General features: G+C 44.4%; 22 protein-coding genes. 5 read left to right on the forward strand and 17 right to left on the reverse strand.

Annotated elements, in window-relative coordinates; translation table 11 throughout:
* A partial coding sequence (locus BM243_RS13860) for a transposase (protein WP_143093601.1) occupies positions 1–542 on the forward strand: 542 nt, incomplete at its 5' end.
* 196 nt (positions 543–738) lie between these two features.
* Here the strand turns inward: BM243_RS13860 and BM243_RS13865 are convergent.
* From BM243_RS13865 to BM243_RS13920, 12 genes are all read right to left on the reverse strand, one after another.
* On the reverse strand, positions 739–1,404 hold the full coding sequence (locus tag BM243_RS13865) for a P-II family nitrogen regulator (RefSeq protein WP_074913021.1): 666 nt from the start codon (positions 1,402–1,404) through the stop codon (positions 739–741).
* A complete protein-coding gene (locus BM243_RS13870) occupies positions 1,388–2,890 on the reverse strand; it encodes a DUF1538 domain-containing protein (RefSeq protein ID WP_074913023.1) in 1,503 nt (500 codons plus the stop codon). Before BM243_RS13870 ends, BM243_RS13865 begins: the two co-directional genes overlap by 17 nt.
* Positions 2,891–2,947: 57 nt before the next feature.
* On the reverse strand, positions 2,948–3,184 hold the full coding sequence (locus BM243_RS13875) for a single-stranded DNA-binding protein (protein WP_431602462.1): 237 nt from the start codon (positions 3,182–3,184) through the stop codon (positions 2,948–2,950).
* Positions 3,185–3,314: 130 nt separating this feature from the next.
* Complete coding sequence (locus BM243_RS13880; protein ID WP_074913025.1) at positions 3,315–3,773, reverse strand: hypothetical protein; 459 nt, start codon at positions 3,771–3,773, stop codon at positions 3,315–3,317.
* A gap of 85 nt (positions 3,774–3,858) precedes the next feature.
* The gene (locus tag BM243_RS13885; RefSeq protein WP_074913028.1) at positions 3,859–4,362 is read right to left on the reverse strand and encodes an immunoglobulin-like domain-containing protein; all 504 of its coding nucleotides are present in this window, start codon (positions 4,360–4,362) and stop codon (positions 3,859–3,861) included.
* A 23-nt stretch (positions 4,363–4,385) separates the two neighbouring features.
* Entirely contained in the window at positions 4,386–4,871 is a 486-nt protein-coding gene (locus BM243_RS13890) for an LURP-one-related/scramblase family protein (protein ID WP_074913030.1), read from the reverse strand.
* 96 nt (positions 4,872–4,967) lie between these two features.
* The gene (locus BM243_RS13895; RefSeq protein ID WP_074913032.1) at positions 4,968–6,365 is read right to left on the reverse strand and encodes a hypothetical protein; all 1,398 of its coding nucleotides are present in this window, start codon (positions 6,363–6,365) and stop codon (positions 4,968–4,970) included.
* Between the two features lie 143 nt (positions 6,366–6,508).
* Entirely contained in the window at positions 6,509–7,792 is a 1,284-nt protein-coding gene (locus tag BM243_RS13900; protein ID WP_074913033.1) for an L-cysteine desulfidase family protein, read from the reverse strand.
* Positions 7,793–7,965: 173 nt separating this feature from the next.
* Positions 7,966–8,667 (reverse strand): Crp/Fnr family transcriptional regulator, encoded by a 702-nt coding sequence (locus BM243_RS13905; RefSeq protein WP_074913035.1) that lies wholly within the window; start codon positions 8,665–8,667, stop codon positions 7,966–7,968.
* Positions 8,668–8,812: 145 nt separating this feature from the next.
* Positions 8,813–11,089: a putative bifunctional diguanylate cyclase/phosphodiesterase gene (locus BM243_RS13910; RefSeq protein ID WP_074913036.1), complete on the reverse strand. Its 2,277-nt coding sequence runs from the start codon at positions 11,087–11,089 to the stop codon at positions 8,813–8,815.
* Between the two features lie 498 nt (positions 11,090–11,587).
* A complete protein-coding gene (locus tag BM243_RS13915; protein ID WP_074913038.1) occupies positions 11,588–14,272 on the reverse strand; it encodes an FAD-dependent oxidoreductase in 2,685 nt (894 codons plus the stop codon).
* Positions 14,273–14,293: 21 nt separating this feature from the next.
* Positions 14,294–15,124, reverse strand: coding sequence for a hypothetical protein (locus tag BM243_RS13920; RefSeq protein WP_074913040.1), 831 nt, complete (start codon positions 15,122–15,124; stop codon positions 14,294–14,296).
* A gap of 149 nt (positions 15,125–15,273) precedes the next feature.
* Between BM243_RS13920 and BM243_RS13925 the strand changes: the two genes are divergently transcribed.
* The 3 genes from BM243_RS13925 to BM243_RS13935 all read left to right on the forward strand — a co-directional run bounded on the left by BM243_RS13925 (position 15,274) and on the right by BM243_RS13935 (position 17,943).
* Positions 15,274–16,218, forward strand: coding sequence for an AraC family transcriptional regulator (locus tag BM243_RS13925; RefSeq protein ID WP_074913042.1), 945 nt, complete (start codon positions 15,274–15,276; stop codon positions 16,216–16,218).
* Positions 16,219–16,388: 170 nt separating this feature from the next.
* A complete protein-coding gene (locus BM243_RS13930) occupies positions 16,389–17,375 on the forward strand; it encodes an NADH:flavin oxidoreductase (RefSeq protein ID WP_074913044.1) in 987 nt (328 codons plus the stop codon).
* A 1-nt stretch (position 17,376) separates the two neighbouring features.
* Positions 17,377–17,943 (forward strand): GNAT family N-acetyltransferase, encoded by a 567-nt coding sequence (locus BM243_RS13935; RefSeq protein ID WP_074913046.1) that lies wholly within the window; start codon positions 17,377–17,379, stop codon positions 17,941–17,943.
* 113 nt (positions 17,944–18,056) lie between these two features.
* Here BM243_RS13935 and BM243_RS13940 read toward each other — a convergent pair whose 3' ends face one another.
* From BM243_RS13940 to yiaK, 3 genes are all read right to left on the reverse strand, one after another.
* Entirely contained in the window at positions 18,057–18,512 is a 456-nt protein-coding gene (locus BM243_RS13940; RefSeq protein ID WP_074913048.1) for a nucleoside deaminase, read from the reverse strand.
* Positions 18,513–18,766: 254 nt separating this feature from the next.
* The gene (gene heR / locus BM243_RS13945; protein ID WP_074913050.1) at positions 18,767–19,558 is read right to left on the reverse strand and encodes a heliorhodopsin HeR; all 792 of its coding nucleotides are present in this window, start codon (positions 19,556–19,558) and stop codon (positions 18,767–18,769) included.
* A 165-nt stretch (positions 19,559–19,723) separates the two neighbouring features.
* Positions 19,724–20,728 carry a 3-dehydro-L-gulonate 2-dehydrogenase gene (yiaK, locus tag BM243_RS13950; protein ID WP_074913052.1) on the reverse strand — a complete coding sequence of 335 codons (1,005 nt, stop codon included), beginning with the start codon at positions 20,726–20,728 and terminating at the stop codon, positions 19,724–19,726.
* A gap of 175 nt (positions 20,729–20,903) precedes the next feature.
* On the opposite strand from yiaK, the gene BM243_RS13955 reads away from it, so the two are divergent.
* A complete protein-coding gene (locus tag BM243_RS13955) occupies positions 20,904–21,575 on the forward strand; it encodes a GntR family transcriptional regulator (protein ID WP_074913054.1) in 672 nt (223 codons plus the stop codon).
* Between the two features lie 216 nt (positions 21,576–21,791).
* On the opposite strand, the gene BM243_RS13960 is transcribed toward BM243_RS13955, so the two are convergent.
* Together BM243_RS13960 and BM243_RS13965 are read right to left on the reverse strand one after the other, a co-directional pair.
* On the reverse strand, positions 21,792–23,039 hold the full coding sequence (locus tag BM243_RS13960; protein ID WP_074913056.1) for a CaiB/BaiF CoA transferase family protein: 1,248 nt from the start codon (positions 23,037–23,039) through the stop codon (positions 21,792–21,794).
* Entirely contained in the window at positions 23,032–23,709 is a 678-nt protein-coding gene (locus BM243_RS13965; RefSeq protein ID WP_074913058.1) for a YczE/YyaS/YitT family protein, read from the reverse strand. Before BM243_RS13965 ends, BM243_RS13960 begins: the two co-directional genes overlap by 8 nt.
* Between the last annotated feature and the right edge of the window lie 10 nt (positions 23,710–23,719).

Raw genomic sequence — 23,719 nt, forward strand, 5'->3', positions numbered from 1 at the left:
CGGATCGCTATAAGTTCTTACCCACAAGTGTAACTTTCGATTTTCTTGACGAGAACACACCATACTATCCGATTTCGTTCCGTGCGGTCAAAGTGCAGTTGGACGATGGATCATACCAATGCTTTATCACGAATCTGGAGGGAGATGTCTTCCCACCGAAGGAGATCAAATCGCTATACTATCTTCGTTGGGGGATTGAAACTTCGTTCCGTGAGCTCAAACACACTTTGGCCTTAACACATTTGCATTCCAAAAAGAAAGAAAGCATTGCTCAAGAAATCTTTGCAAAAATGACGATGTACAACTTCTGTTCAATCATTACCTCGTACGTAGTGATTCAGAAGAAGGACCGAAAACATGACTATCAAGTCAATTTTTCGAAAGCCATCAGCATTTGCAAACATTATTTCAAGGAGAACAATGCTTTCTTAGACATCTGCAAGCTGATCCAAAAGTACATTCTCCCCATCCGGAGAGAACGAGCTTTCCCGCGTCAGATCAAGTTCAGGACTTTTGTCAGCTTTAATTATAGAATAGCGTAAATCCCGGTAAAGTCAAAATCCGGCGGGGTGAACCCGCCTGTTTGCTATGCAGAAAAATACTGAAGTCTACTTATTTCAGTAAAAATAGAAGACTGGACTCTGATTTACAGGAAATCCAGAATCCAGTCTTCTATTTGGTTTAATTAACTTAATGACATTGTTCCCAGCGAATCCCTTTTTTCGTGCCCAGCATCTGTTACTCGAATATACCGTAGGTCTCTACCACATCCTGTACAAAGATGATGCCGTTGCCCGGTTCATCAATGGAAAGTTTTTTACGGATGTTTTCCACGATTTCTTTCATCTCCTCTTTCTTTGTGAGAATCATCACCATTTCCTTTTCCGGCTCAATATCCATGTTGAAGAGTTTCATGGTTTCGTGTATTCCTGATCCTCTTGCATTGATGATGGTGCCTCCCTTGGATCCTTTCTCTTGGGCTGCATCCAGCACATCCTCCGCCAAACCACGGTTCACCACTGTCATGATTATCTGATACATTGATTTCTTCTCCTCACTTTCTACTCCGTTATGGCGTACATTGCAACTGGACCCGTATACATCAAAGGCTCTTGTTGAGAACATGATCCCATGATGAGGCTTCTCAAAACAGAATTTCTTATGGAGCTTCTCCATGACCTTCCTTGCAAGGTTCTCCTCAGCGCCCAGAAGGATGATTTCTTTCCGTTCCTCATAGAGGGAAAGGAACTTGAGCAGCTGACTGTTCACCGTTCCTTTTCCATGAAACACAGTACCACCTGAAACTCCAAGTTTCTTTGCCGTTTGGAGCACCTTGCTCCCTCTTCCATAATCTACAATGACATAGATCAGCTCATAGCCGAGGATATCATTTATGAACTTCATTTTTCTTCACAGCTCCCTTCTTCTTTGCTTTACTCTGGAACACCAGCCCTAAGAGCTGCAATGTGATGATTGGCGCCATGGCCACCATGGCGATCATCCCGAACCCGTCCACCAGAAGATCTGCACCTTCAAAAGCATTGGCTGCACCCTGCACAAAAGCAAGGATAAATGTGGCAGTCATCGGTCCTGTGGCCACACCTCCTGCATCAAAGGCAATGCCCACAAAAAGCTTCGGCACAATAAACATCAGCCCCAGAGAAATGATATACCCTGGAACCAGGTAGTGCATCAGCTGAATCCCAGGTACCAGGATTCTCACAACTGACAACGCCACTGCAGCCCCCACACCAAGAGACAAGGGCACAAGCACCGCAATTCTTTTCACATAACCACTGGTGACCTCTTCAATCTGATGGGTCAGAACATATACTGCAGGCTCTGCCAGGATGGTCACAACCCCCAGGATAAACCCGATGACAACAATGTAGCCCTTGTTCTCCATGAGAGCAAGCTTTGTGCCAATGGTTGTGCCAACATCCATAAATCCTCCATTGACGCCGATAAGAAAGATCACAAGCCCAAGGAACGCATAGATGAATCCATTGACCATTTTACGCAGTTCTCTCTTCTGAAGCTTGAACACCACTTTCTGAAGGAGGAGCAAGATCACAAGCAGCGGTGACAGCGCAATGACACTCTCAAAAACCATATCCGGCACCAAGGATACAAAAGCTCCCAGCACGGAGTATGAAAATCCTGTTGCTGTTTCCAGCTCTGCACTGAAAGACGACGTCCTTTTAACCAAATCCAGAATCATCACCCCAATGATGGCTCCGGTGGAAGCAATGGCCACCAGTCCAAAGCTGTCTTTTTCCGAAGCTTTGCTGTCTTTTTTCAGTTTCGAGATTCCTACAGACAAAGAGAGTATAAAAGGAACTGCAAGAATTCCAGTGGTAGCTCCGGAGGCATCGAAGGAAATGGCCAAAAACTCTTTGGAAGTGAAGATCGCAAGTCCAAAAATGAGAATATACAGCACCATCAGCACTTTGTATAATGGGATATTATAGAAAATACGAAGAAACCCCAGGGCCAGCATCACGGCAAGTCCTATGGACACAATGATGAGAATGCTGTTTGCAGAGATCTGCCCTGATGTGACAAAGTCCACCTGATTGGCCAGAACCAGGAGCCCTGGCTCTGCAATGGAAATGAAAAATCCCAACACTGCTCCTGCCATGAGAACAATCCACAACTTATTGGATTTCGCAAGAGCTGTTCCTGTGTAATCCCCAAGAGGTGTGACCCCAATATCGACACCGATGAGAAATAAAGTAAGCCCCACCATGATGAGGACTGCCCCAAGAAGAAACCGCCAGATCATGGGTCCTTCCATGGGCGTCAGCGTAAAGTGAAGAAGAAGCACCATCACCGTGATGGGCAGCACAGAGGTCAGCACCTCCATGAATTTAGATCTAATTACATACAAAACCGTCATCCTTTCTCTAGTCAGATTTGCCTTCTCAGGCAGCTGGCCGGGTTACATTCAGCCGGATATTCTCTGGTATCTCTGCTGATGGGAAGAAGTCTTCTCCACCGCAAGAACCGGAACCTTTTCTTTATGAACTTCATGAAGAAAAAGTGTTCCCAGTAGAAGCCTGTCCTTCACTGGAATCCTGTTCCATTCATATCCTTTAAAGAGGTCTTTCACAAGGAAAATCTCCTCTTCCTTCAATAACTTGACTTCAGAAAGTGCTCTTTCTAAAAGAACATCCACATTCATGATACACACCTAGCCTTACATATTCTTAACAATGTTGTTACCCCTATTGTATACCACAAGTATATTTCTGTCCAAAATTCAGACAAAAAAGGCTTCAGATTTCTCTGAAGCCTTTGAAGCTGTTTGCCTTTTATTCATATCCCCGATTCTTATACTCCAGGAGAAAATTCGCCCATTTCTTCTCTTCTATGACCTTTGAAATCTGATGCAAATAGTCATACATACGGATCATATAGAAGGCTAGAAACAGTGACACATAATGAAACCTTACAACAATGAAGCTCAACACACATGCTGCTGCGGTTAGCATCGCCACCACCATGATTAGAATACGATACAGCAGGAGTGTGTCTAAATCCGCCTCGTGAAACACAGATTTTTCCTCTACATCTTCTATTAAGTACAGTTTTCTGAACTTTTTTTCGATCTTCATCCTATGGAATCCATCATAGAGGGCGACTCCTGCGCTAATCAAAAGCAGCGCCACCATGAGAATCCACCCGTCATAGAAGACTTCCTCAGCTGCTGCAACCAGACTGATTCCGCCTAATAGAAATGAAAAATACGCTGATTTTATATTGGAAGACATGATCCATCCACCTTTCACTATAGTTCACACCCTTCGGAACCTTCGTCAATTACCTTCTTTTGCTTCATTTCGATTTCTCAGCCACTCACTTCCCGATTTGAAAAACAACATAGTAGGGTAGAAGTTCAATACCACTATCCTCTTTACGCAGAATGATTTTCTTCTCCAGCTGGTAGATCCCTTCTTCAAGATCTCCATACAGCCAGACCCATTCCACCTCATGAAGGACCTTTTCTCCCTTGGGAAGCCCATATCCGATATCTTCAAACCCATAGTCCCCTTCAATGACCACCGGAAGATCCTCATACTGATTCTGAACAAGTTTTCGAAGTATGAAATCCTCCCCAAAAAGAGCTTCTCTGTCTGTTGTGTTCAGAAATTCCAGTTCCAAGCCTTGAGGGGACACCGTACCTTCCACAAGCTTCATGGTGATGCCCTCTACAATCTCTTCTCCCTCTTTTTCCAGTGGAAGTGAAGAAGGAGGTTTGGGCAGTTCACCAGATGGTTCCATCTGGTTTGGACCGCTGCATCCGGAAAAGAGCAGCAACGTCAAAAGGCAGAGACATTCTACGATCCTTTTTTTCTTCATTTGGATTCACTCCTCGTTCCTTATCAGCTGGAAGCTGCTGCACTGGCTTGCGCGATCACTGCATCGATGGCCAATACCACCGCCAGTGCATACCTTTCATCCACATGGTCTGCAATATCTATGACGTAGCTGTCCCCCCAGGTGAACCACTCTTTAGAAATGGATACCACAAAGTCATTTCCTTCGTAAATCTCGTATTCATGATCCCAAAAGTCACCGGACACACTCCAGTTGAGTCCCTCAATGCTGTAGGAAGGTTTGAAAAAGGTCAGCTCCTTGACGATTTCAGCCACTTCCTCACCATCTATGTACACATAGAATCTAGGCAGAAAACTCCATACTTTCTGTTGGATAAAAGCAGCCTCCTGACCGTTCTCATCATAGACATGAAGTTTTTTCCCCCAGGAGAACAGCTCCCCTTCCACATAGTAGCGGTCTCTTCCTTCCTCATCTTTGATGTAGAACCTGTCTGCGAAGGAAAACACCTTCTGTTTCATATAAAGCTTCATTGTTCTCTCCTTTATGTCTTCTCAATTTTTATTACTATAAGCTCATGTATCACTTCACCTGGCTGGTTTTTTCCTGGGTGGTGATTCTTTACCATCTTACCTGTTGTGACGCTTGAACCGGATGAGTCCCCGAATCCCAAGCCCGACGACTAAAGCGGCCAGGAACACTAGAAAGACTGCACCAGAAAACAGAAACGCGTAGAGATTTCTTGAAAGAAATCCTTCAGTGCGGTCCACCAAGGTGATTTTCTCTTCCCGATACATGGTAAAAGTGAGCTCCTTCTCTGGAAGGGTGTCAAAGACGCCAACATATTCACCGCTCTCTTTTTTATCCAAAGGTAAACTGGAGGAAATCACAAAAGGGTATCCTTCAGAGGGCAGCACACGAAGGATAAGATTTTTGAAATCTTTGAAGTATCCTGCCGGACTCAAAAGGTATTCAAAAGTATAGGTTGGATCTTTCGAACTGCGGCGGTCCATGGCTCCTCCAGCCTCATAAGAGATGGAGATGGTCTTTTCCTCTCCCGCCTGAAAAGGTGTTTCATAGTAAAGGAAAATAAGCCGCTCCTCGTAGAGAAACTGTGCCAGATCGTCCTCCGTCACAAGTCTTGCTGCACCAAAGGCATCATCCAGATTCTTCAGGAAAAAATTCCTCTCCGTCTGATTGTTTATGACAAAATATCCCAGATACTCACTATCTGCAACCATCTCTTCATAATAATCCTGAAAGAGCATGCTTTTTTTTGTGATCTCCACCGTATAATCCTCATTCTCTGTAAGCTCTTTTCCTTCAAAGGTGTGAGCCTCTGGCATCAGATCCAGCGCCTCTCCCAGGAAAAATATTTCCATGGTGTCCTGATACCGGACTGAAGTGCCGATATCATAAGAGTCCCCTGAATACCCGTAACTGTTGAGATTCTTTGCAAATACCTTTTCAGCTCCCTCTAGCGGGAAAGACACCTTTCCTGTAAAATGATCTTTCTTCAAGTTTTTAAAGGTTACCTGATAGAGGACACCAGGTTCATCCAAACTGAAATTCTTAGGCTCATAACTGCCAGTCTCCACCTCTTCCAAAGCAGCTTTCAGATCAAGCTTATCCTCTTCCTGATCTTCCTTCCGATAGGAATCACCATAATAAAGGGTATACGGCACAGGGCTTCCATCTATAAGCACTTGTCCACCTGGTTTTCTGCTTCCAGAAAAATTCCCGAAATAAGGAAATACCATGGACGAGGTGATCTCATTCTCTGAGGTATTCTTCATGGTATACTCTGCTGTAACTTTGGCCACGATGGAATAATCCTCTAACAGGTTCTCACTGAAATCAAAGGTCAGATTCTCTTTCAGAACCGTGATGGGAGAATTATCCTCCACAATCATCACATTGGAAGATGGTGATGCTTCCCAATAGACCGGAGCTGAGTTTGCCCATACAGGTATGCTGCTTAAGAAAAAAAATAAAATTAAAACGATCATAAAAGTTCTTTTACGCATATAATCTCTTCACCTCTTTCTATCATTTTATCATACTCTTTGTGTCAGTCTTAACAAAATAATGAAGATATCTGACTTTCTCTGATTATTCTCAAAAAAAAACGGCCAAAGCACTCCAGAAAGAAGCTTAAGCCGTAGTGATCTTATGTGGTTTTTCGTTTATTTTCCTTATCCAGCATGATGCCAAGAATGATCCGGTCCGCTTCTTGTCCGCCTTCACAGCTGAGAATCCCCAGATTTTCAATGGTTTTCTCCGCATCTTCCTCGATGATTCCCTCCTGACACCCAATGGCGATGCCGCTTAAGGCCAAGGTGGAAGACATGCAAGCTGCACTGGTGCAGGTGGCCACTTTTAAGGCGCAGCCTCCTTTGGCTCCATCACAGATCATTCCTGTGACGTTCCCCAGCATATTTTGGATGGCACCATGGATTTCTTTTTTCTTCCCGCTAAGAAGATACGTAATCCCGCAGCTGGCTCCTGTGGCGGCAATGGTTGCTCCGCACAGCGCCGACAGCCTGCCGAACTTGGTTTTCATATAGATGGTGATGAGATGGCTGAGAGCCACGGAGCGCAGAAGAAGCTCTTCTGACAGATTCATTTTCTCCCAGAATGCAATGACAGGAAGAGTCGCTGTGATCCCCTGATTGCCGCTTCCGGAGTTACTCATGACGCTTAACGATGAACCAGCCATTCTCGCATCAGAACCTCCTGAAGTCAGTGCCATGGCATAATTGATGGGATCATTGGACTGGTGACCCTTCTGCATGGCTTCAAAGAGTGTTTTGCCAACCTTCAGTCCATACTCTCTACGGATTCCCTCTTCTCCAATTTTCTTGTTGATCCGGATGCTTTCTTCCACTTTCCCCAGTTTATCCACTGGGACGCTCTCAATGAACTCCAGAATCGTCTCCATATTCATGAAGCTGTACTCTTCCTCTTTCTGAAGAACCTGCTCTTTGAGATCAAAAAGCACCTCACCATCGGCTTCAATATGTGTGATGTTGGTATGCCTGTCTTCGATGATGACTTTTGAGTAGCCATGTAAAGACGTTGCACACACTTCAATATAAAGTTTTTTCAGTGTATCTGCCTTCTTGATTCTGATCCTGCCTGCAGAGATCATGCGGGTGGCTTCCAGAATATTGTCTTCACTGATGCCAGAGAGCACTTCAAGTTTTCTGTCCGCATCCCCCAAAGACCCCAGGGCTGCAGCCAGATTCATTCCAGTTTTCCCTGTCCCAGGAATGGACACACCCATAGCGTTTTTGATGATGTTTCCACTGGCATAGACCTCAAGAAACTCCAGTGGCTCTTTCAGATGCTTGCTGGCAACAGCAGAAGCCAGCGCGATGGCAATGGGCTCTGTACACCCCAGAGCAACAACAAGTTCCCGATCGAGAACTTCCAGAAAAGCATGTTCATACATAAAATTATCCCCCGATATTTCCCCTTTGTTACTTCCCATTATAACGGCGAAGAGAGGAAAGTTCCACCGGATTTTCCTTGAAACAGAATGAAAACCACCGGAATCCCAAACTTTTTCACCCGATGCTATAAATCATTCTCACAGCTTGAACACCAGTCGCCACCCTGTGTACATCAGAGGTTCTTCAAGGCCTCTTTCTGGAGAATCCGGATACGGTTTTGCGGAAGAGAAACCATGAGACCTTTCTCCTCGAACTCTACAAGTTTTCTGCTGATGGTTTCAGGAGTCGTCCCAAGAAGTGATGCCAAATCCTTCTTCATCATGGGAAGCGTGACGAGTTCCTTCTGATTTTCCTCCATGAGACTCAGAAGATACAGTGCAATCCTTGTCTCCACTTTTTCAGTGGCAATGGCTGCTGTCTGCCTTTCCTGGGCATCCAGACGCTTCGAGAACTCACTGAGGATTTCCATGGAGATGGTAGGATACTTCAGAAGCAGTCTTTGAAGATCCTCTCTCCGGATGCTGCAGATTCTTGTGTCTTCCAAAGCTTCTCCATAGGAGTCATGGACCTTTTCATTAAACAGCGCCAGCTCCCCTGTAAAATCTCCTGGCTGAAGAATCCTTAAAAGCTGCTCTTTCCCCTGCTCTGAAAGTCTGTAGATCTTCACCCTGCCCTGGCTGATGATATAAAGGGCATCAGAAGATTCTCCCGCCTGATACACCAGCTCCCCTTTACGGTAAGACAGGCTTTCGATGAGCGCAGAGATTTCTTCCATTTTATCTTCCTCCAGGTGATTGAAGATGGGCACCCTGCTGATGCAGCTTTTCTCGCTGAGTCCATGGCTGCATCCATGACCACAGGTTCCTTCACTCATACTGCTCCCTCCCTCTTTTTATTCTTTCACTACCCATTATACTCCAAATCCAATAGACGTTGTTCCTGAAGTAGCCTCTCCCTTTTTCCCTGGAACATGAATAAAACCCCGGCTTCCACCAGGGTTTTACTCATCTTTCTTTATGCTAAGAGGACAGTTCTCTGAAACCATTCCCTGGTCTTTCTTTTGCGAGCATCTCCAGAGCTTTCTCCTTCTCCAGAGGCATACTGATGTAATAGCCTTGGGCGTAATCGCACTGATGCTTCTTCAGAAACTCCAGCTGCTCTTCTGTTTCCACGCCTTCAGCCACCACCATGAGCCCCACACGATGGGCCATGGAAATGATGTCTATGGAGATATAGGAAGGTTTTTCATTCTCTTTGATTCTGCTGATGAAATGCCTGTCCAGCTTCACGGCATCTATGGATAGTTCACGAAGTCTTGCAAGGGAGGAGAATCCTGTGCCGAAATCATCCATGGATACTTTAATTCCTTTCTTTCTGATCTGTCTCAGCTTCAGATTGATGAGATCAAAATTGTCAGAAAGGATGGATTCTGTAATCTCAAACTCCAGCATCTCCGGGTCCGTTTCATACTCTTTCAGCACTTCTTCCACATGGGATGTAAATTCTTTTCTTAATAGCTGCAGCACTGAAATATTGACGGCCACAGTTAAGCCTTTCTTGCCCGCTTGATCCAGCTCTTTCAAAAAACCGCAGGCTTTTTTCAGAATGAGAAGCCCCAGATCATAGATCAGATGGTTTCTTTCTGCGATTTCAATAAACTCCAACGGGGGAATCATACCATAGACTGGAATCCTGAATCGTGCCAATGCCTCAAAACCCATGATTCTTTCAGTTTCCAGACTGATCTTTGGTTGAAAATGCAGGAAAAAGATGTCACTTTTTAAGTCTTTCTCCTCAAGGAGCAGTCTGAGATTTCTCAAGATGCTTCTTTCCCTTTCCGCATGCTCCTCCATTTTCTCGTCAAAATACGGAATGCTCTCCACATCATGCTGAGTATTCTTTCTAGCGGCAATGGCCGCTGCTTTCAGGAGCGCTGCAGAGCTTCTGAACTGCCCAATATCAGGCACAACACCTATCCTCACCTGCAGCCTGTCTCTTTCATCTCCCGTGGAGAAATCCTGAGAAAAGAGGTTCTGCAGATTTCTTAGAAACCCTCTGTTGCCTTCCTGGCTTAAGGTTTCACAGAATATGCCCAGGTACTCCCCATCCAGAAAGAACAGCTCCTGGTCTGTCCCCATTTGGGTCCGGATCCTCTCTGAAACTTCCTTCAGAAGAAGTTCCCCGTATTCATATCCATAGGTGTGGCCGAGTATGGCAAGGTTTTCCAGATGAAGCAGAATGAAATCTTTCCCCTGGAGCCGATGATTGTGGATTTCTTTATTCACATACTCTCTGAAGAACTGCTCATTGGGAAGCCCTGTTCTTTCCTCATAATATGCAATCTCATAGAGCTTCTTGCTCTTCTTGAATGCATAGTAGAGCGTCCCTGTGACAATAAGAAAGATTACAATGAATATGAGAACCCCGATAAAGATGATCTTTTCCACTTCAAGATCCATCCCACGAAGATCCCAGGCCAGAAGAAGAAGGCCTTGTTCCTCCTCTGCTGCCACCGGAGTCACTGTAAGAAACACAGGTATGCCCTGTATTTCTGTTCTTCCAGTTCTGTAGACAGTTTCCGTATTCATCTGAAGTGAAAGCTCTCCATACTTCTTTCCAATATAAGAACCCTCACTGGAAGCCTGGACGGTCTCATCCCGGTCTAATAAAAGCACAAGATAGGGTTTATGTTCGTCATAGATCTGATCCAAAAGAGCCTGGGATTCAAACTGGGCCATGAAGCCATTGATGCTCTCCGCAAGGACCCCCAGCTGATAGAAGTATCCATCTGCTCTTCTGATATAAACATATTTATAATGAAGTTTCGATTCTGTATCCTGACGGATGTTTTCCTCCAGATAATAGTCTCCACTTTTTTGGTATCTCTCCACAGGATGACCCGGCGAAGGGCTCCACCCCACAAACTGTCCATCCATGCTACTCACAAGAGTTCCTTCCGGATTATACAGATAAATGGCATCCAGCTGCAGCTTCTCTCCAAGAACCTTCAGATTCTCCTCATCTGTGACTCCATTGTAAAAGAGCACCGATTCTGCTGCGGCTCTCATTTTTTGACCAAGGATTTCTTTGAACATACGGTACGCTTCTGAAGAGTTTTCTATGGTCGCTTTGTAACTTCTGGCAAGATTTTCTGAAGAATTCTCAAAGGTCTCATACTGATTCTTCACCCGGTTCCGAACAACTAGGTACGTGGCGGAAGTGAAAAGAACAAACAGCAGCAGACAGGGCACCAGAAAATATAGAACATGCAGTCTCTTCTTTCTATTCTTTCCCATATATTCACCAACTTCCATTTTTTAAATTTTTTAATGCTAATTTAAATTTATCAACTGACTATAAGGTTGTCAATGAATATTATGAATGTTCTGTTTCAAGGAATAAACTAATCAGATTCGCATAAAATAACAAATTATTCTGTGAATTGTTGCATATACTTCGGGAAACGCTTATTCAATCCAACAGCATAACAGAGTTCTTATATGAACTTGATCTTTTATACACAACTGAATAAAAACTCTATGAATACACTATTTATAAATCAGCCTTATTTTCTTGTTTTATTTTAATTATTATAATACTATATTTAAAATAACAAAAATACACCAGCTGTCCCTTTTTTTCGACATGAATCCAAAACATACCAAAACTTGTGTACAAAAAGAAGAGTATCCTCACTTAAAGATACTCCTTGTCTTCTTCTCTTCAGAACATCAGATTTTAGAGCTGGAAGATGGGAGTACCCCATCTTCTCTACTCTTTATCACTGGTGCTTTTTAGCCTAAAATTTTCCTCATGACTTTCTTTTTCGCAATCCGTACTTTTCTTTTGAGGACATTTTTCACTATCAGCGGTTTCAGTTCTGGAAAATCCACTCCAACGGCATCATAGACTTTTTCCATTTTAATCGCATCAAACTTGCATCTGGTGGAGCATGCACCACAGCCTACACAAAGAAACGGATCCACCACAGAAATCCCACAGGACAGGCAGCGCATGGTCTCATTCCTAATTTGTTCTGGCGTTAAGATGCCTCTTGGATCACTGAACCCGAATGTCTCAGTCTCTTCTCTTACCGTATATACCCGTTCTCTGCTTACGGTATCATAGCCGCTGAAATCCACAGCATCCTTATCCACGGATACGAAAACTTTGTTGCTTCGTCCATAGACAAGGCTCTGGCCTCTATGGACAAATCGGTGAATGGAAATGGCCGCCTCTTTGCCATGGGCAATGGCATGGATGGCGTACTTGGGTCCTGTGGCTGCATCTCCCCCTGCAAAAATGTCCTTGATGCTGGACTGGAGAGTCTGTGGATCCACAGCGATGGTGCCATTTGGATGAATCTCGATTTCCAGCCCCTTAAACATATCTCCCCAATGGATCTGTTGTCCTACAGAAAGAAGAATGGTATCCGCTTCAACGGTGATGCAGTCCTTTGGATCGAACAGCGGATTAAACTTTCCATTTTCATCCAAAGTACGTAAACACCGCATAAACTCAATGGCATAAGCCTTTCCGTTTTCAGTCAGAATGCGTTTGGGACCGTAGCTGTTCATAATGGCAATGCCTTCTTCTAAAGCTTCGTGCACCTCATCTTTTAAAGCAGGCATCGAGTCCCGCTCCTCCAGACAGAACATCTGAACCCCTTCATGATGGAGCCGGGAGGCCGTTCTCGCCACATCAATGGCCACATTCCCACCCCCGATGACTACGGTTTTTCCAAGAGGAGCTGCTGGTTCCTTTTGAGATACTTCTCTTAAGAAATCCACGCCTGAAGTCACATTAGGTGCATCTTCTCCCTCCAGAGACAGCTTCTTTCCTTTCTGAGCGCCAATGGCCACATAAAACGCCTGGAAGCCCTTCTCCCGAAGCTCCTTTATAGTGATGTCCTTCCCCACCTCTACGCCGGTGATGAACTCGACGCCCAATGTTTTTAAGATCTCGATTTCAGCTTTTATGACATCTTTCTGGAGCCTGAACGCTGGGATACCGTGCCGCAGCATCCCGCCCATCTCCTGTTCTTTTTCAAAAACACTCACCTGATAGCCTTCCACCGCCAGATAATACGCGCAGCTGAGACCGGAGGGTCCTCCTCCTAAGACTGCAATCTTCTTGTCATAGCTTTTTTTGATCTCCGGGATGAAGCGCTGGTCACTATGTAGATCCCGTTCTGCGATGAATTTTTTGATGTCATCTATGGCAACAGATGCATCAAGACCACTTCGCGTACAGGCATTTTCACAAAGGGCCGGACAGATACGTCCGCATACAGCAGGAAAAGGATTGTCCTTCTTGATCATGGCAAGGGCTTCCTCAAACCGCCCTTGGGAAGCCAGCTTGATATAGCCGGGTATGGAAATATGTGCCGGGCAGTCCGTTTTACATGGAGCGGTGCCCGTTTCCAGTGTTTCTTTTCTATTGGTCCGGTACTCTGGATTCCATTTGTCCGGTCCCCACTCCGTATCCCGGGGGTACTCTGTTCGAGGGGATACCTTCACCTCATCTTTGACACACAGTTTATGCCCCAGTCTAATGGCATTGGTGGGACAGACCTCCACACATTCTCCGCATCCCACACATTTGGTCTCGTCAATGGTGCTTACATAGTTGGAGCGCACCATATCGGGGTTATTGTACATACTGGCTGCCCTGAGCGCATAGCAGCTGCAGCCGCAGCAGTTGCAGATGGCATGGGTGTGGCCGTCTCCTTCCGTATTGGGGATAGAGTGCATAAGACCGTCCCGCTCTGCTTTTCGGATGATCTCAAAAGCCTCTTCTTTGGTCACTTCCCGTGCCCGCCCCGTCCGGATGTAGTATTCTGCTGCGTCACCCAGCTGAATGCACATATCCTCTTTCAGATGTCCGCACCCCTGATTGAGCTCTTCTCTTGAAGTTCGGCAGGAGCAGTCTGACACGGATAGAACACGGGCTTCATTGATATATTTGGATACCTCTTCAGAGGAAGCTCTTCTGGAGGATCCATCGATGGAAGACTCAATGGGGATTACCCTCATGAGACCCAGCCCCACGGGGAAATTTCCAGCAGCGATAGGATTTCTCATGAGTCCATAATCATCGAAAGCTTTCCCGATTTCCGGATACTTTGCTGTATTCTCTTTGTTGTTCACGACCATTTCAAAGATTCCGGGTACCCAGGTCTCATACCAGTAGGTATCCTCCTCCCCTTCCCGTTTCACCGTAGCAACCCCTGCCATGGCCAGCTCCCAAAGGAGCTCCTTGGTTCGTTCCAGTGGCTTCTTGCACTTTCTGGCAATCTCCTCTGCAGTTAAGTGAACCCGGTACTCCAGGGCCAGAGCTACCTCCGCCATTTCTTCTGTGACAATCTTCTCCAGAAGCTTGAATCTGGGATCTGTTTCGGTGACTCCGTTTTTGGAGCCCATTTTTGTCATGGATACTTTATTTACGAATTTCAGTAAATTGATCTGAGTGGTCAACATACTTTCCCCCTTCTATCTTTGTTATTCATAGGCATAGTATTTTTCAGAGTATTTCAGAACAGTCTCTTTCTTCCGTGATTTGGAAAACACGTACAAAACATAGGCGAGATGAAGGGCAAAATTCACGATCCCCCAAATCCTCAGAAAATCTGCACTGAACCAGGCACTGGAGTCCATCACTGGAGTGAAGATATCGTAAGAGGCTCGAATCAGAAGATGAACTGCCAGAGTATACACTCTTGCCATGAGCCATAAATCTACGCGTTTTTTAAAGAACATCCAGATCTGTGGCACAAGCAGGATGCAGAGACTGGAGGCAAAATAGGCAATGTTCTCCCCATACACAAAGGCAGCATTCCAGGTCACATAGAGCAGACACCAGGCAAGAGGCAGATCTGCGAGAATTTCCGCAAAAGTGTTCTTCCCATCATTTTTACCCACTCTCCAGTGCTTCGTTGGCAAAGGTATTGTCACACAGAGCATCAGTCCACATGCCGCATTGAAATAGTATCCTGAAGAGGCATCCTGAAGCATGGCTTCAATGATGTTCAGCATGAGGATGGCGTAGAGAATCCACATGGGCCACTTCTCTTTCAGCCTCATAAAGCTTTTTTCATGATGCCCGTCGTTGGAGATCCTGATGTAATTGAAAAACACCAGTGGAATCAGGATGCTGATGGTTTTCACCCATCGGAACCAGGAGTCGATGTTGAGAAACCAAAGAGGAAAAGAGCACAAGGCAATGATCGAAAACCACTTGTAGAACTGCTGCTTTTCTCTGGAGTATTCCAGAAAGAGAAACAGAAAGAGCATGTAGAAGACCATGGAAACGAAAATACTTAATAATGGCATGATACTCCCCCTTATATTGTTACTGAATTAACAATATAAGATTCTATTGATTCCTACAATACATAAAGACCGAGTTTACTCAGCCTAATTGTCATATTTTTAACAGTATGATAAGATGAGCTAAAGTATGGAATGACTGTGAGGTTCCCATGGATCAGAACTGTAAAGATGTGTTTGAAGTCTACAATCTGCCTTTTGAATGCTATTTCAACGCCAGCATGAATCATGAAGAAACGGCCCATGACGAGATTGAGTTTGTCTGGCTTTTGGACGGCGAAGCCACCGTATGGTGTGAAGGTAAGGAGTACCTTCTTCTGCCGGATACCGTATTTATTTTTTATGTGAATCAAAGACACGCCATGAGGTCCGAGGGGCCTACCTATTCGGCTTCTTTCCGGTTCAAGAGAAAGTATCTGGAAGATTTGAATCTCTATTTCGAACGTCTCCCCTTTCAAAACAGAGTCTTTACCTTTGATGAACTGGCACACAAATATCATGAGGTGCCCCTCATCATGTCTCAGCTCATTCTGCTGATGAAGTCTGGCGGGTCCACTGTGAATATCCGCTACAAGCTCATGGGATTTTATAATATGTATGTCTTTGACCTGTACTCCGTTCGTCTTCAGCAGAAATATCTCGACATCAAAAAGAAGAACTATGACGAGTATCTTCTCCGATTTCAGAAAATCAGCACGTATATAGAAGAGCATTACCATGAAAAAATCACCTTGGCTATTTTAGGAAGCCTTACTGGAATCAGTCCTACAAGACTCTCCCACTTTATCAAGGAGATTCTGGGTATTTCCTTTCAGGAGTATCTCCATAAGATCCGGCTGGAAAAGGCCATTGCTTCTTTAAAAAATACGGACTTGCCGGTGAAAGAGATTGTCCGATCCTGTGGGTTCAGTGATCAGAAGTATCTCAATGCCATCATGAAGGATCTTTTTCACTTGACCGCCCATCAATACAGAAAAATCATGAAAGATGAAGTTCATTTTGGGGTGGAGGATTTCAGCTATCCTGATATGATCCACGAATTCTCCCATAAGCTCCATAAGATGAAAACTTCTGCTTTTCCGGGTATGGACGTCTAAGTGTTCTGCAGCTTCTCTGCTGTATAGAGCTATTAAAGAGGATGAAATCGTGCCAAAAAAACAATACAAAACCGGTGTTTTTCCGTATACTGATATTATGCAGGATGTCCACAGAACCTTTAACATATCTATATGGATGAAGAAAACGCCCCAATGAAAGGATGTTACTTATGAGTTTAATTCTCACTCCCCTCTCCACGCAAAAATTCACCCTGAAGAACAGGCTGGCACTGCCGCCCATGGCCACAGCCAAGGCGAAGGCTGATGGTGCCATGAGTGATGAGATCCTAAGCTATTATGATGAAAAAACACGAGACCAGAACCTGGGTCTTGTGATCGTGGAGCACAGCTTCATTTCTGAAGAAGGCCGTGCCAATAAAAATCAGCTTTCCGCCTCCAAGGACCTTCATGTGGAGGGTCTTCGGGCTCTTTCGGATCTTCTTAGAAGAAATGGAGCATTCTCCTGCCTTCAGATCAATCATGCCGGAATGTATGCAAGGCCCAGCGACGCATCTGTGGTTCCCTTTGGGGTGTCCAGTCATCCGGAGAAGGAAGTGCGGGTGATGACGAAAGAGGACATAAAGAAAGTGATTTCTGATTTCAGTGCTGCCGCAAGAAGAGCCAAAGAAGCAGGCTTTGATGCAGTGGAAATCCATTCTGCCCACGGATATCTTCTCAATCAGTTCTACTCTCCTCTGACCAATAAAAGAACCGATGGCTATGGCGGCTCTCTTGAGAACAGAAGAAGAATCCACCTGGAAGTGCTGAAGGCTCTCCGCGAGGCTGTTGGCGAATCCTACCCCGTCTTTCTGAGACTTGGGGCTTCAGATTATCAGGAAGGAGGCACCACCATCCAGGATTCTATGGAAACCGCAAAGATTCTGGAAAGAGAGGGACTCGATCTTCTGGATGTCTCCGGAGGGTTTGCAGGCTATACCAATCCCCATGAAAACACACAAGGCTATTTCCGGGATCTCACAGGAGAGCTGAAAAAGAACCTCCATATTCCTGTCCTTCTGACGGGAGGAATCACAGATCTTCTTGCCGCTGAAAAAATACTTGTCAATGAGGAGTCCGATCTCATCGGCATTGGCAGAGCCATCTACAAGGATTCCGAGTTCTTGCGAAAAGAGCTGGACCATTTTAGGAGAGGATGAAATGAGTGCGGCTAAGAACCACCACGACCCGAAAGAGCTTCCACTAAAAAACGGAGAACTACTCACCATCCGAAAACCTGAAGAACAAGATGCAACGAGTATCCTCTCCTACCTGAACCAAGTGGGTGGCGAAAGCGACAATCTTCTCTTTGGTGAAAATGAGTTTCCACTGACTGTAGAGCAGGAGATTTCCTATCTCAAGAGTCTTGAAAGCCAGCCTGGTACCCTGATGCTCCTGGGCCTTTTGGATTCTGAGATTGTTTCCGTGGCACAGATCAGCAGCTTGCCAAGAAAAAGAATTGCCCATAATGCCGAGATTGCTCTCTCTGTGAAAAAAGCTCACTGGCAGAAGGGTATAGGCCGTCATGTGATGGAAGAGCTTCTCACCTTTGCAAGAAACTCAGGCACCATCCGCACTGTGAGCCTTGGCGTCAAAGCGGACAACGAATCTGCAATTGTGCTGTATGAGAAGCTGGGTTTTAAAAAGACTGGTGTCCATAAAGACTATTTCCTCATACGGGGCAACTACTTCGATGAACTGCTCATGGATCTTCGAATCCATAAGTAGCGGATAATCCATGATCTATAAAAGCTAATAAAAGAAGCTTATCCGTCTCACTTGGATAAGCTTCTTTCTTATGGTTTATGTTCATTTTCTTATGGTTTAGATTAGAGCTGCTGCTATTTTCCAAAATACTCTCTCAGTATCTCCAGACTTTCTTCCCTCAAAACACCTGCTGTCACCTTTGGTTTATGGTGGGAATGGCGAAAGACGATCTCCGAACATTTGGAACCTTCCCCACCTAAGATCTCTTCTAAATCCATATTGCTTGCAGCATAGTAAAGTTCTCCGAGCTTTGCCCAAACCATGGCTCCGCTGCACATGAAACAAGGTTCACAGCTGGAATACAGGGTATATTCTGACAGGTCTGTGATCCCCGTTTCCTGACAGAACTTGCTGATGAGTCCTGTTTCTCCATGAAGCGTCGGATTTGTCATGGTATGAATCTGATTTTCATAGGTGCAGACAATCTCCCCGTCTTTCACAAGAACCGCTCCAAAGGGCTCGTTTCCGTGCTCCATGGCCGATGCGGATAGTTTTATGGCTTCTTTCATATAGTATTCATGATTTGACATAGTATCGTCTCCTTCGTTTACATAGTTAAGCTTTGATGCCCTCTCATCCTGTGGCAAAATACTTATGGATATTTGTTGGCACATAGCGTTTTTCTTATCTCTCAGTTTATCCTATCCGAGGGATACTTTGACCACAAAACTTCTAAAGATTATATGAACATTTCGGTTCAGTTCATTTTAGAACTTCTGGCAAAAAATATCCCTGAAGTCAAACTGACCTCAGGGAGTATAAAGAGAGAGATGTGATGATTGCGTTATGGCTGCATGGCTCCGAAGAGAACCAGCCAGGCCAGGATGGATTTCGCCACCAGGCTTAAAATGATATAGACTCTTTCTCCATAGATGTAGTCTTTCCACTTACCGATGCCTTTATACTGAAGTACCATGTTCACCGGGAAGGTATTGAAAGCTACAAAGTAGGTTCCGATGATGGCCCATACGAACCATGGCACATCGCTGAAATTGCCGGTGCCAAACATATAGAGAAGAATGGCTATCCATGGTGCGATTCCTGCAATGGATCCCCAGATAAAGGGTCCCCAGATAACTTTGTCCTTTTTACGTCCTGCGTTCAGCTGCTCCATGACAAGCCCAAAGAGATTCATGGATGCATTGACAATGAAGATCAGCACCAGGGAAGCAATGTCATAAATTCCAAAAAGTGTTGCGATGAGCACAATCATAATAGAGGAACTCAGGGAATACTCAAACCATCTGAACTGATTGATGCCCATTTCCAGATCTTTTCCATACTTTTCATTGAGCTTCTTTGGAAGAGAAATGAGAAAGTGAGCTGCAGCGGAAATCAGAAGAAATGAAGCCACAAGGATGCCGAAGGGCAGCTGGAATAGTTCTTTGGACTGAAGCTCCAGGCTCATGGTTTCTGTGTTGAATGCCAGGAAGTTCTGCGTGATCACCGGTGAAAACTCTGCAATCTGCTGAATCACTGTGGTGGCCAGAAAAAGCATCGCCACACCCTGCACAAAATGAAGCACCCCCATGATCAGGTTAAAATTTCTCAATTTCTTTAAAGTGATGGGTTTCATACGATTCTCTCCTCTCAATATATTCACGTATCGTGTTCTTTGATATCATCCTAAACCTAATATTCACATTACGCAATATATTTTGTTGTGACATACCACTAAATCACATTATGTGATTTTTTTGCGATTATAAAAGGCCAGCTGTACGCACAGCTGACCTTTTTTTCATAGAGACTCAATGATTCTCCAGATTTCTTCCTCTACGGGAATCCCCATTCTAAGGTTTTCCTCCCGTCGCTTTATGGTGGACTCCCCTGGATAGTATACTGCCCCTCCTTCTCTCAAAGGTTCCGAATCCTTGGTGAAGGAAATAATACGTTCTGTCATTTTTTCTATCTCTTTCATACTGGAGAACTTTCTGGGATCTATGGCCAAAAGAATCTGAGACAGTCCTTTTTCTTTCATAGAATCGCTGGGAATCTCAGAAACACTGTCGCCGCCAGCTAAGATGGAAGCGATCATATCAAGAACCAACGAAAATCCGCTGCCTTTCCAGAAGCCAATGGGAAGCACCTGGGAGCTTTCGAGGATCTTACCAGGATCCTTTGTGAGATTCCCCTCTTTATCATACCCCCCTGGAACCGGAAGCTCTTTTCCTGCAAGCTTCAAGGTCTCCATTTTCCCGTAGGAGAACTGGGAGAGCGCCATATCCACCACAATATGAGCTCCATCTTTTCCTGGAACCGCCATGATAAAGGGATTGTTTCCAATACGGAGATCTTTCCCGCCATAAGCTGGCATATTGGGCATGGTATTGGTCCAGCAGATACCGATATACCCTTCCTCTGCCGCCTGCCATCCGAATGCGCCACCTCGCAGCCAGTGGTTGGTGTTTCTTAAAGCCACCAGTCCAATGCCAAACTGATCGGCCAGTTCACAGGCTCTTTTCATGGCTCTCTTGGCATTGAGATTTCCAATGCCAAGCTGTCCGTCCCACCTCTCCATAGCCCCAAAGGACATCTCACAGACGGCTTCTTTCTCCACCTCTATGATGCCAGTGTCAATCTGGCTGATGATCCTTGGGAAGCGATTGACCCCGTGGCTGTAGACGCCATCAAGACTTGTTTTCGCAAAATTCTCTGCGGCTTCATAGGCTCTTTCCTCTGAAAAACCTCTCTTCAGTAAAATCTTCTGGAAGGTTTCCAGCATATCGTCATAGTAAATCCTCATCTTCATACTCCTTCTGACTTTGTTTGATTAAATCTAGGCAACTTACTTGTAAACCTAGTTCAGCTTTTACAAGCTCCTTCTTTCTTCATTATCCCATAAAATATGATATAATTGTCATTACAATGATAATATATATAGGAACAGCTTATCCGGTTCCTTTTAGGAGACTATAAATATGAGATACTCATCCATATCAGCAGAAGATTTGCTTCAGGATTTAAGCAGACGCATTCGAGTTCTAGATTTAAAACCCGGTTCAATGATCAGTGAGAATGAAATGGCAGAATACTATAATGTTTCAAGAAGCACAATAAGAACCATCTTTTCTAAGCTTGAACAGATGAAACTTGTAACTCGCTTACCGCAAATTGGAACCTTTATTAGCCCTTTTAACTTGGAACTTATCAATCAGATCATGTATATTCGATACCTGATTGAACTGGATGCCTTTGAAAAGCTTATCGACAAGGGCTTGTCTGAAGAACTGATTCATAAGCTGGAAAACAACATAAAAGAACAAGAGAAGAATATAGATATTCAAGAATATGAGAATACTTTCCAGAAAATTGACGATGATTTTCATAAGCTTATTTTAAACAGCGTGGGTCTTGGCACATTAATGGAAGTCCTGTCAGATCATTCGATCCATTTGCAACGTTGGCGTAACTTCGAAGTTACTGCATGCAGTAAGATCAACCTGATCGTGAACCAGCATAAAGAAATTTTCCAGACACTTCTTGATAGGGATTTTCCGGCTTGCAAAAAAATCGTAACGACACACTTAATGAGCATACAAAAAACAGAGTTTATCGAAGAAATGAAGCTGAAGTATCCTGAATATTTCTGATGTTTCCATTGGTTTATATTTGCTGAAATAAGCGCCTGAAGAATCTCTTCTACTCTTATGAATCAACATTATTCTATGAAATCGATATGTTATATAAAAAGCAAAAAAGTCATAGGTATCATGCATTGAAATATGCTGATGCTCTATGACTTTTCATGTTGCATGATTTTGATTCAGAATTGTTCACGAACCCTATATCATACAAAAACTCTGTGGTTATTCTTTATTTTTCCGCCAAACAAAGAGCGCATTATTTTTTTCCATTTCAGCGATTTCTTCCGCTGAATATCCAAGTTCTTTCAGAATTTCATGTCCGTGCTCACCAATGAGTGGTCCCCTGTTATAAGGTGCACTTCCCATTTCATGGAAGTTCACTGGCGGTCTTACCAGCGTGCGCTCATTGCCGTTCTCATACTTCATCCGATAGAAACAGTCATTTGCCCATGCTTGCTCGTCCTCAAGAATTTCTTCCCAGGATTGAGCTACACTGAATGGGATATCCGCTGCAGTCAATTTTTCTCGCCAACTAGGAACATCCTGCTCCCCCATGGCTTTCATACAGATATCGTAGACTTCATGCCCCAGGCCATTTCTCTGTAGATTCTGAACTGGATAGTATTTTTCTTCATCCACTAAATCTTCCCTGCCCAGTACCGTCATAAATCGGTTGTAATATGTATTATAATCTGGCATACAAGTCTGGATAAACCGGTCATCTTTCGTTCTCCACGCAGCATTAAACGGGTTAGCGGATTCTCTTACAGAAATCGGATAAGGCTTGCCAATATCTTTATACTGAGCTGCCTGAACCATCATACCCATATTAAATACCGCGCTTTGGAAAAGACTTGTTGATACTTTCTCCCCTTTTCCTGTGGTCTTCGCTTTATAGAGCGCAGCTAAAATTCCTGCTGCCAAGTTCATTCCCACATTATGATCTCCAATTCCTGGGACCACATTCATGGGAATGGTACCCTTTTGTCTCAAGGAATCCAAATATCCTCCACGAGCAAAATATGCTGTAAAGTCAAAGCCAGGAAGATCCTTATCCGGCCCCATCTCTCCATAACCTGTGCAAATGGCATATACCAGCTTAGGATACTTCTTCTTGAGTGTCTCATAGTCTAAATGAGCTCTTTCCAATGCTTGTACTCGCCAGTTGGTAATGAGAACATCGGCATCATCCAACAGTTTGAAAAACACTTCTTTACCTGCCGGGTCCTTCATATTGATGGAAATGCATCTCTTATTCGCATTTTCCAGCTCCCATGTGGTATTTTCATACATATCAAGAGGTCTTCCCTCCGATGGCGCGGTAAATCTCAGCGGGTCTCCCTTTGATGATTCGATCTTGATCACATCCGCACCTAAATCTGCCATAAATCTACCGGCGGTGGCAGCTGCAATAAAATTTGCCAGCTCAACGACCTTGACACCTTTAAGGGGTTTGTTCATTTCATCCATTGCTGTTCCTCCTAAGTTCTAATGTTTTTAGTTTTCTTGTTTCATACTGAGCGCTGAACTCATGCATCAAGTGCAGCGTCTTTCCTATCATAAATGCAGAAATCACGGTTCCTATTCCTACGCCTACAATCTTCCCAAAACTAAGATAGGATATCAGCGTAGACAGCAGTACAACGGTGCAGTCAAAATAAAGTTTGACTGTTGCGACAGGATATTTGCTGATTTTGGATATCCCTAGGACCAGTCCTTCTGCTGGTTGCGCCATAAGCTCTGCTTTCAAGTACTGAAAAAGCCCAAAGGCAACAATGAGAATACTGAGCACCAGCAGCAGGATTCTGCCTGCAAAAAACTGTGGGGTTGAAATCCATTGAAACAGGTGATTGGTAATCGTAACAAAATAACCAAAGACCGATGCAACTAGAATCTGCGCTAAATTATAGATTTTAAAGTCTTTTCTCAGCAGAAGAATCTGCATCAGCACGTACACTGTAAAAACCAGTGTAGTGACCAGTCCAAGTTCCAAATTCATTACTTTACTGACTACATAAGGCAGTGAATTCACCGGGGATACTCCCAGCTGCGACTTGATCGATAAAGTGACCCCTATTGCCAGTGAGAATAAGCCCAGTGTATATCGTGAAAGTCTGATCAGATAGCTTTCATAACTCATATTCATGCTA

Origin of the sequence: Proteiniclasticum ruminis (assembly GCF_900115135.1) — a bacterium.
GTDB classification, from domain to species: Bacteria; Bacillota; Clostridia; order Clostridiales; family Clostridiaceae; genus Proteiniclasticum; species Proteiniclasticum ruminis_A.

What these genes read in the sequence shown, in the direction of transcription:
- BM243_RS13875 (WP_431602462.1), bottom strand. Translation starts at nt 3,184, where the DNA reads ATGAATGTGGATGTTCTTTTAGAAAGAGCACTTTCTGAAGTCAAGTTA.
- BM243_RS13865 (WP_074913021.1), bottom strand. Translation starts at nt 1,404, where the DNA reads ATGAAGTTCATAAATGATATCCTCGGCTATGAGCTGATCTATGTCATT.
- BM243_RS13940 (WP_074913048.1), bottom strand. Translation starts at nt 18,512, where the DNA reads ATGTCAAATCATGAATACTATATGAAAGAAGCCATAAAACTATCCGCA.
- BM243_RS13885 (WP_074913028.1), bottom strand. Translation starts at nt 4,362, where the DNA reads ATGAAGAAAAAAAGGATCGTAGAATGTCTCTGCCTTTTGACGTTGCTG.
- BM243_RS13920 (WP_074913040.1), bottom strand. Translation starts at nt 15,124, where the DNA reads ATGCCATTATTAAGTATTTTCGTTTCCATGGTCTTCTACATGCTCTTT.
- BM243_RS13935 (WP_074913046.1), top strand. Translation starts at nt 17,377, where the DNA reads ATGAGTGCGGCTAAGAACCACCACGACCCGAAAGAGCTTCCACTAAAA.
- BM243_RS13955 (WP_074913054.1), top strand. Translation starts at nt 20,904, where the DNA reads ATGAGATACTCATCCATATCAGCAGAAGATTTGCTTCAGGATTTAAGC.
- BM243_RS13895 (WP_074913032.1), bottom strand. Translation starts at nt 6,365, where the DNA reads ATGCGTAAAAGAACTTTTATGATCGTTTTAATTTTATTTTTTTTCTTA.
- yiaK (WP_074913052.1), bottom strand. Translation starts at nt 20,728, where the DNA reads ATGAGGATTTACTATGACGATATGCTGGAAACCTTCCAGAAGATTTTA.
- BM243_RS13890 (WP_074913030.1), bottom strand. Translation starts at nt 4,871, where the DNA reads ATGAAGCTTTATATGAAACAGAAGGTGTTTTCCTTCGCAGACAGGTTC.
- heR (WP_074913050.1), bottom strand. Translation starts at nt 19,558, where the DNA reads ATGAAACCCATCACTTTAAAGAAATTGAGAAATTTTAACCTGATCATG.
- BM243_RS13960 (WP_074913056.1), bottom strand. Translation starts at nt 23,039, where the DNA reads ATGGATGAAATGAACAAACCCCTTAAAGGTGTCAAGGTCGTTGAGCTG.
- BM243_RS13880 (WP_074913025.1), bottom strand. Translation starts at nt 3,773, where the DNA reads ATGTCTTCCAATATAAAATCAGCGTATTTTTCATTTCTATTAGGCGGA.
- BM243_RS13930 (WP_074913044.1), top strand. Translation starts at nt 16,389, where the DNA reads ATGAGTTTAATTCTCACTCCCCTCTCCACGCAAAAATTCACCCTGAAG.
- BM243_RS13905 (WP_074913035.1), bottom strand. Translation starts at nt 8,667, where the DNA reads ATGAGTGAAGGAACCTGTGGTCATGGATGCAGCCATGGACTCAGCGAG.
- BM243_RS13910 (WP_074913036.1), bottom strand. Translation starts at nt 11,089, where the DNA reads ATGGGAAAGAATAGAAAGAAGAGACTGCATGTTCTATATTTTCTGGTG.
- BM243_RS13900 (WP_074913033.1), bottom strand. Translation starts at nt 7,792, where the DNA reads ATGTATGAACATGCTTTTCTGGAAGTTCTCGATCGGGAACTTGTTGTT.
- BM243_RS13925 (WP_074913042.1), top strand. Translation starts at nt 15,274, where the DNA reads ATGGATCAGAACTGTAAAGATGTGTTTGAAGTCTACAATCTGCCTTTT.
- BM243_RS13915 (WP_074913038.1), bottom strand. Translation starts at nt 14,272, where the DNA reads ATGTTGACCACTCAGATCAATTTACTGAAATTCGTAAATAAAGTATCC.
- BM243_RS13965 (WP_074913058.1), bottom strand. Translation starts at nt 23,709, where the DNA reads ATGAGTTATGAAAGCTATCTGATCAGACTTTCACGATATACACTGGGC.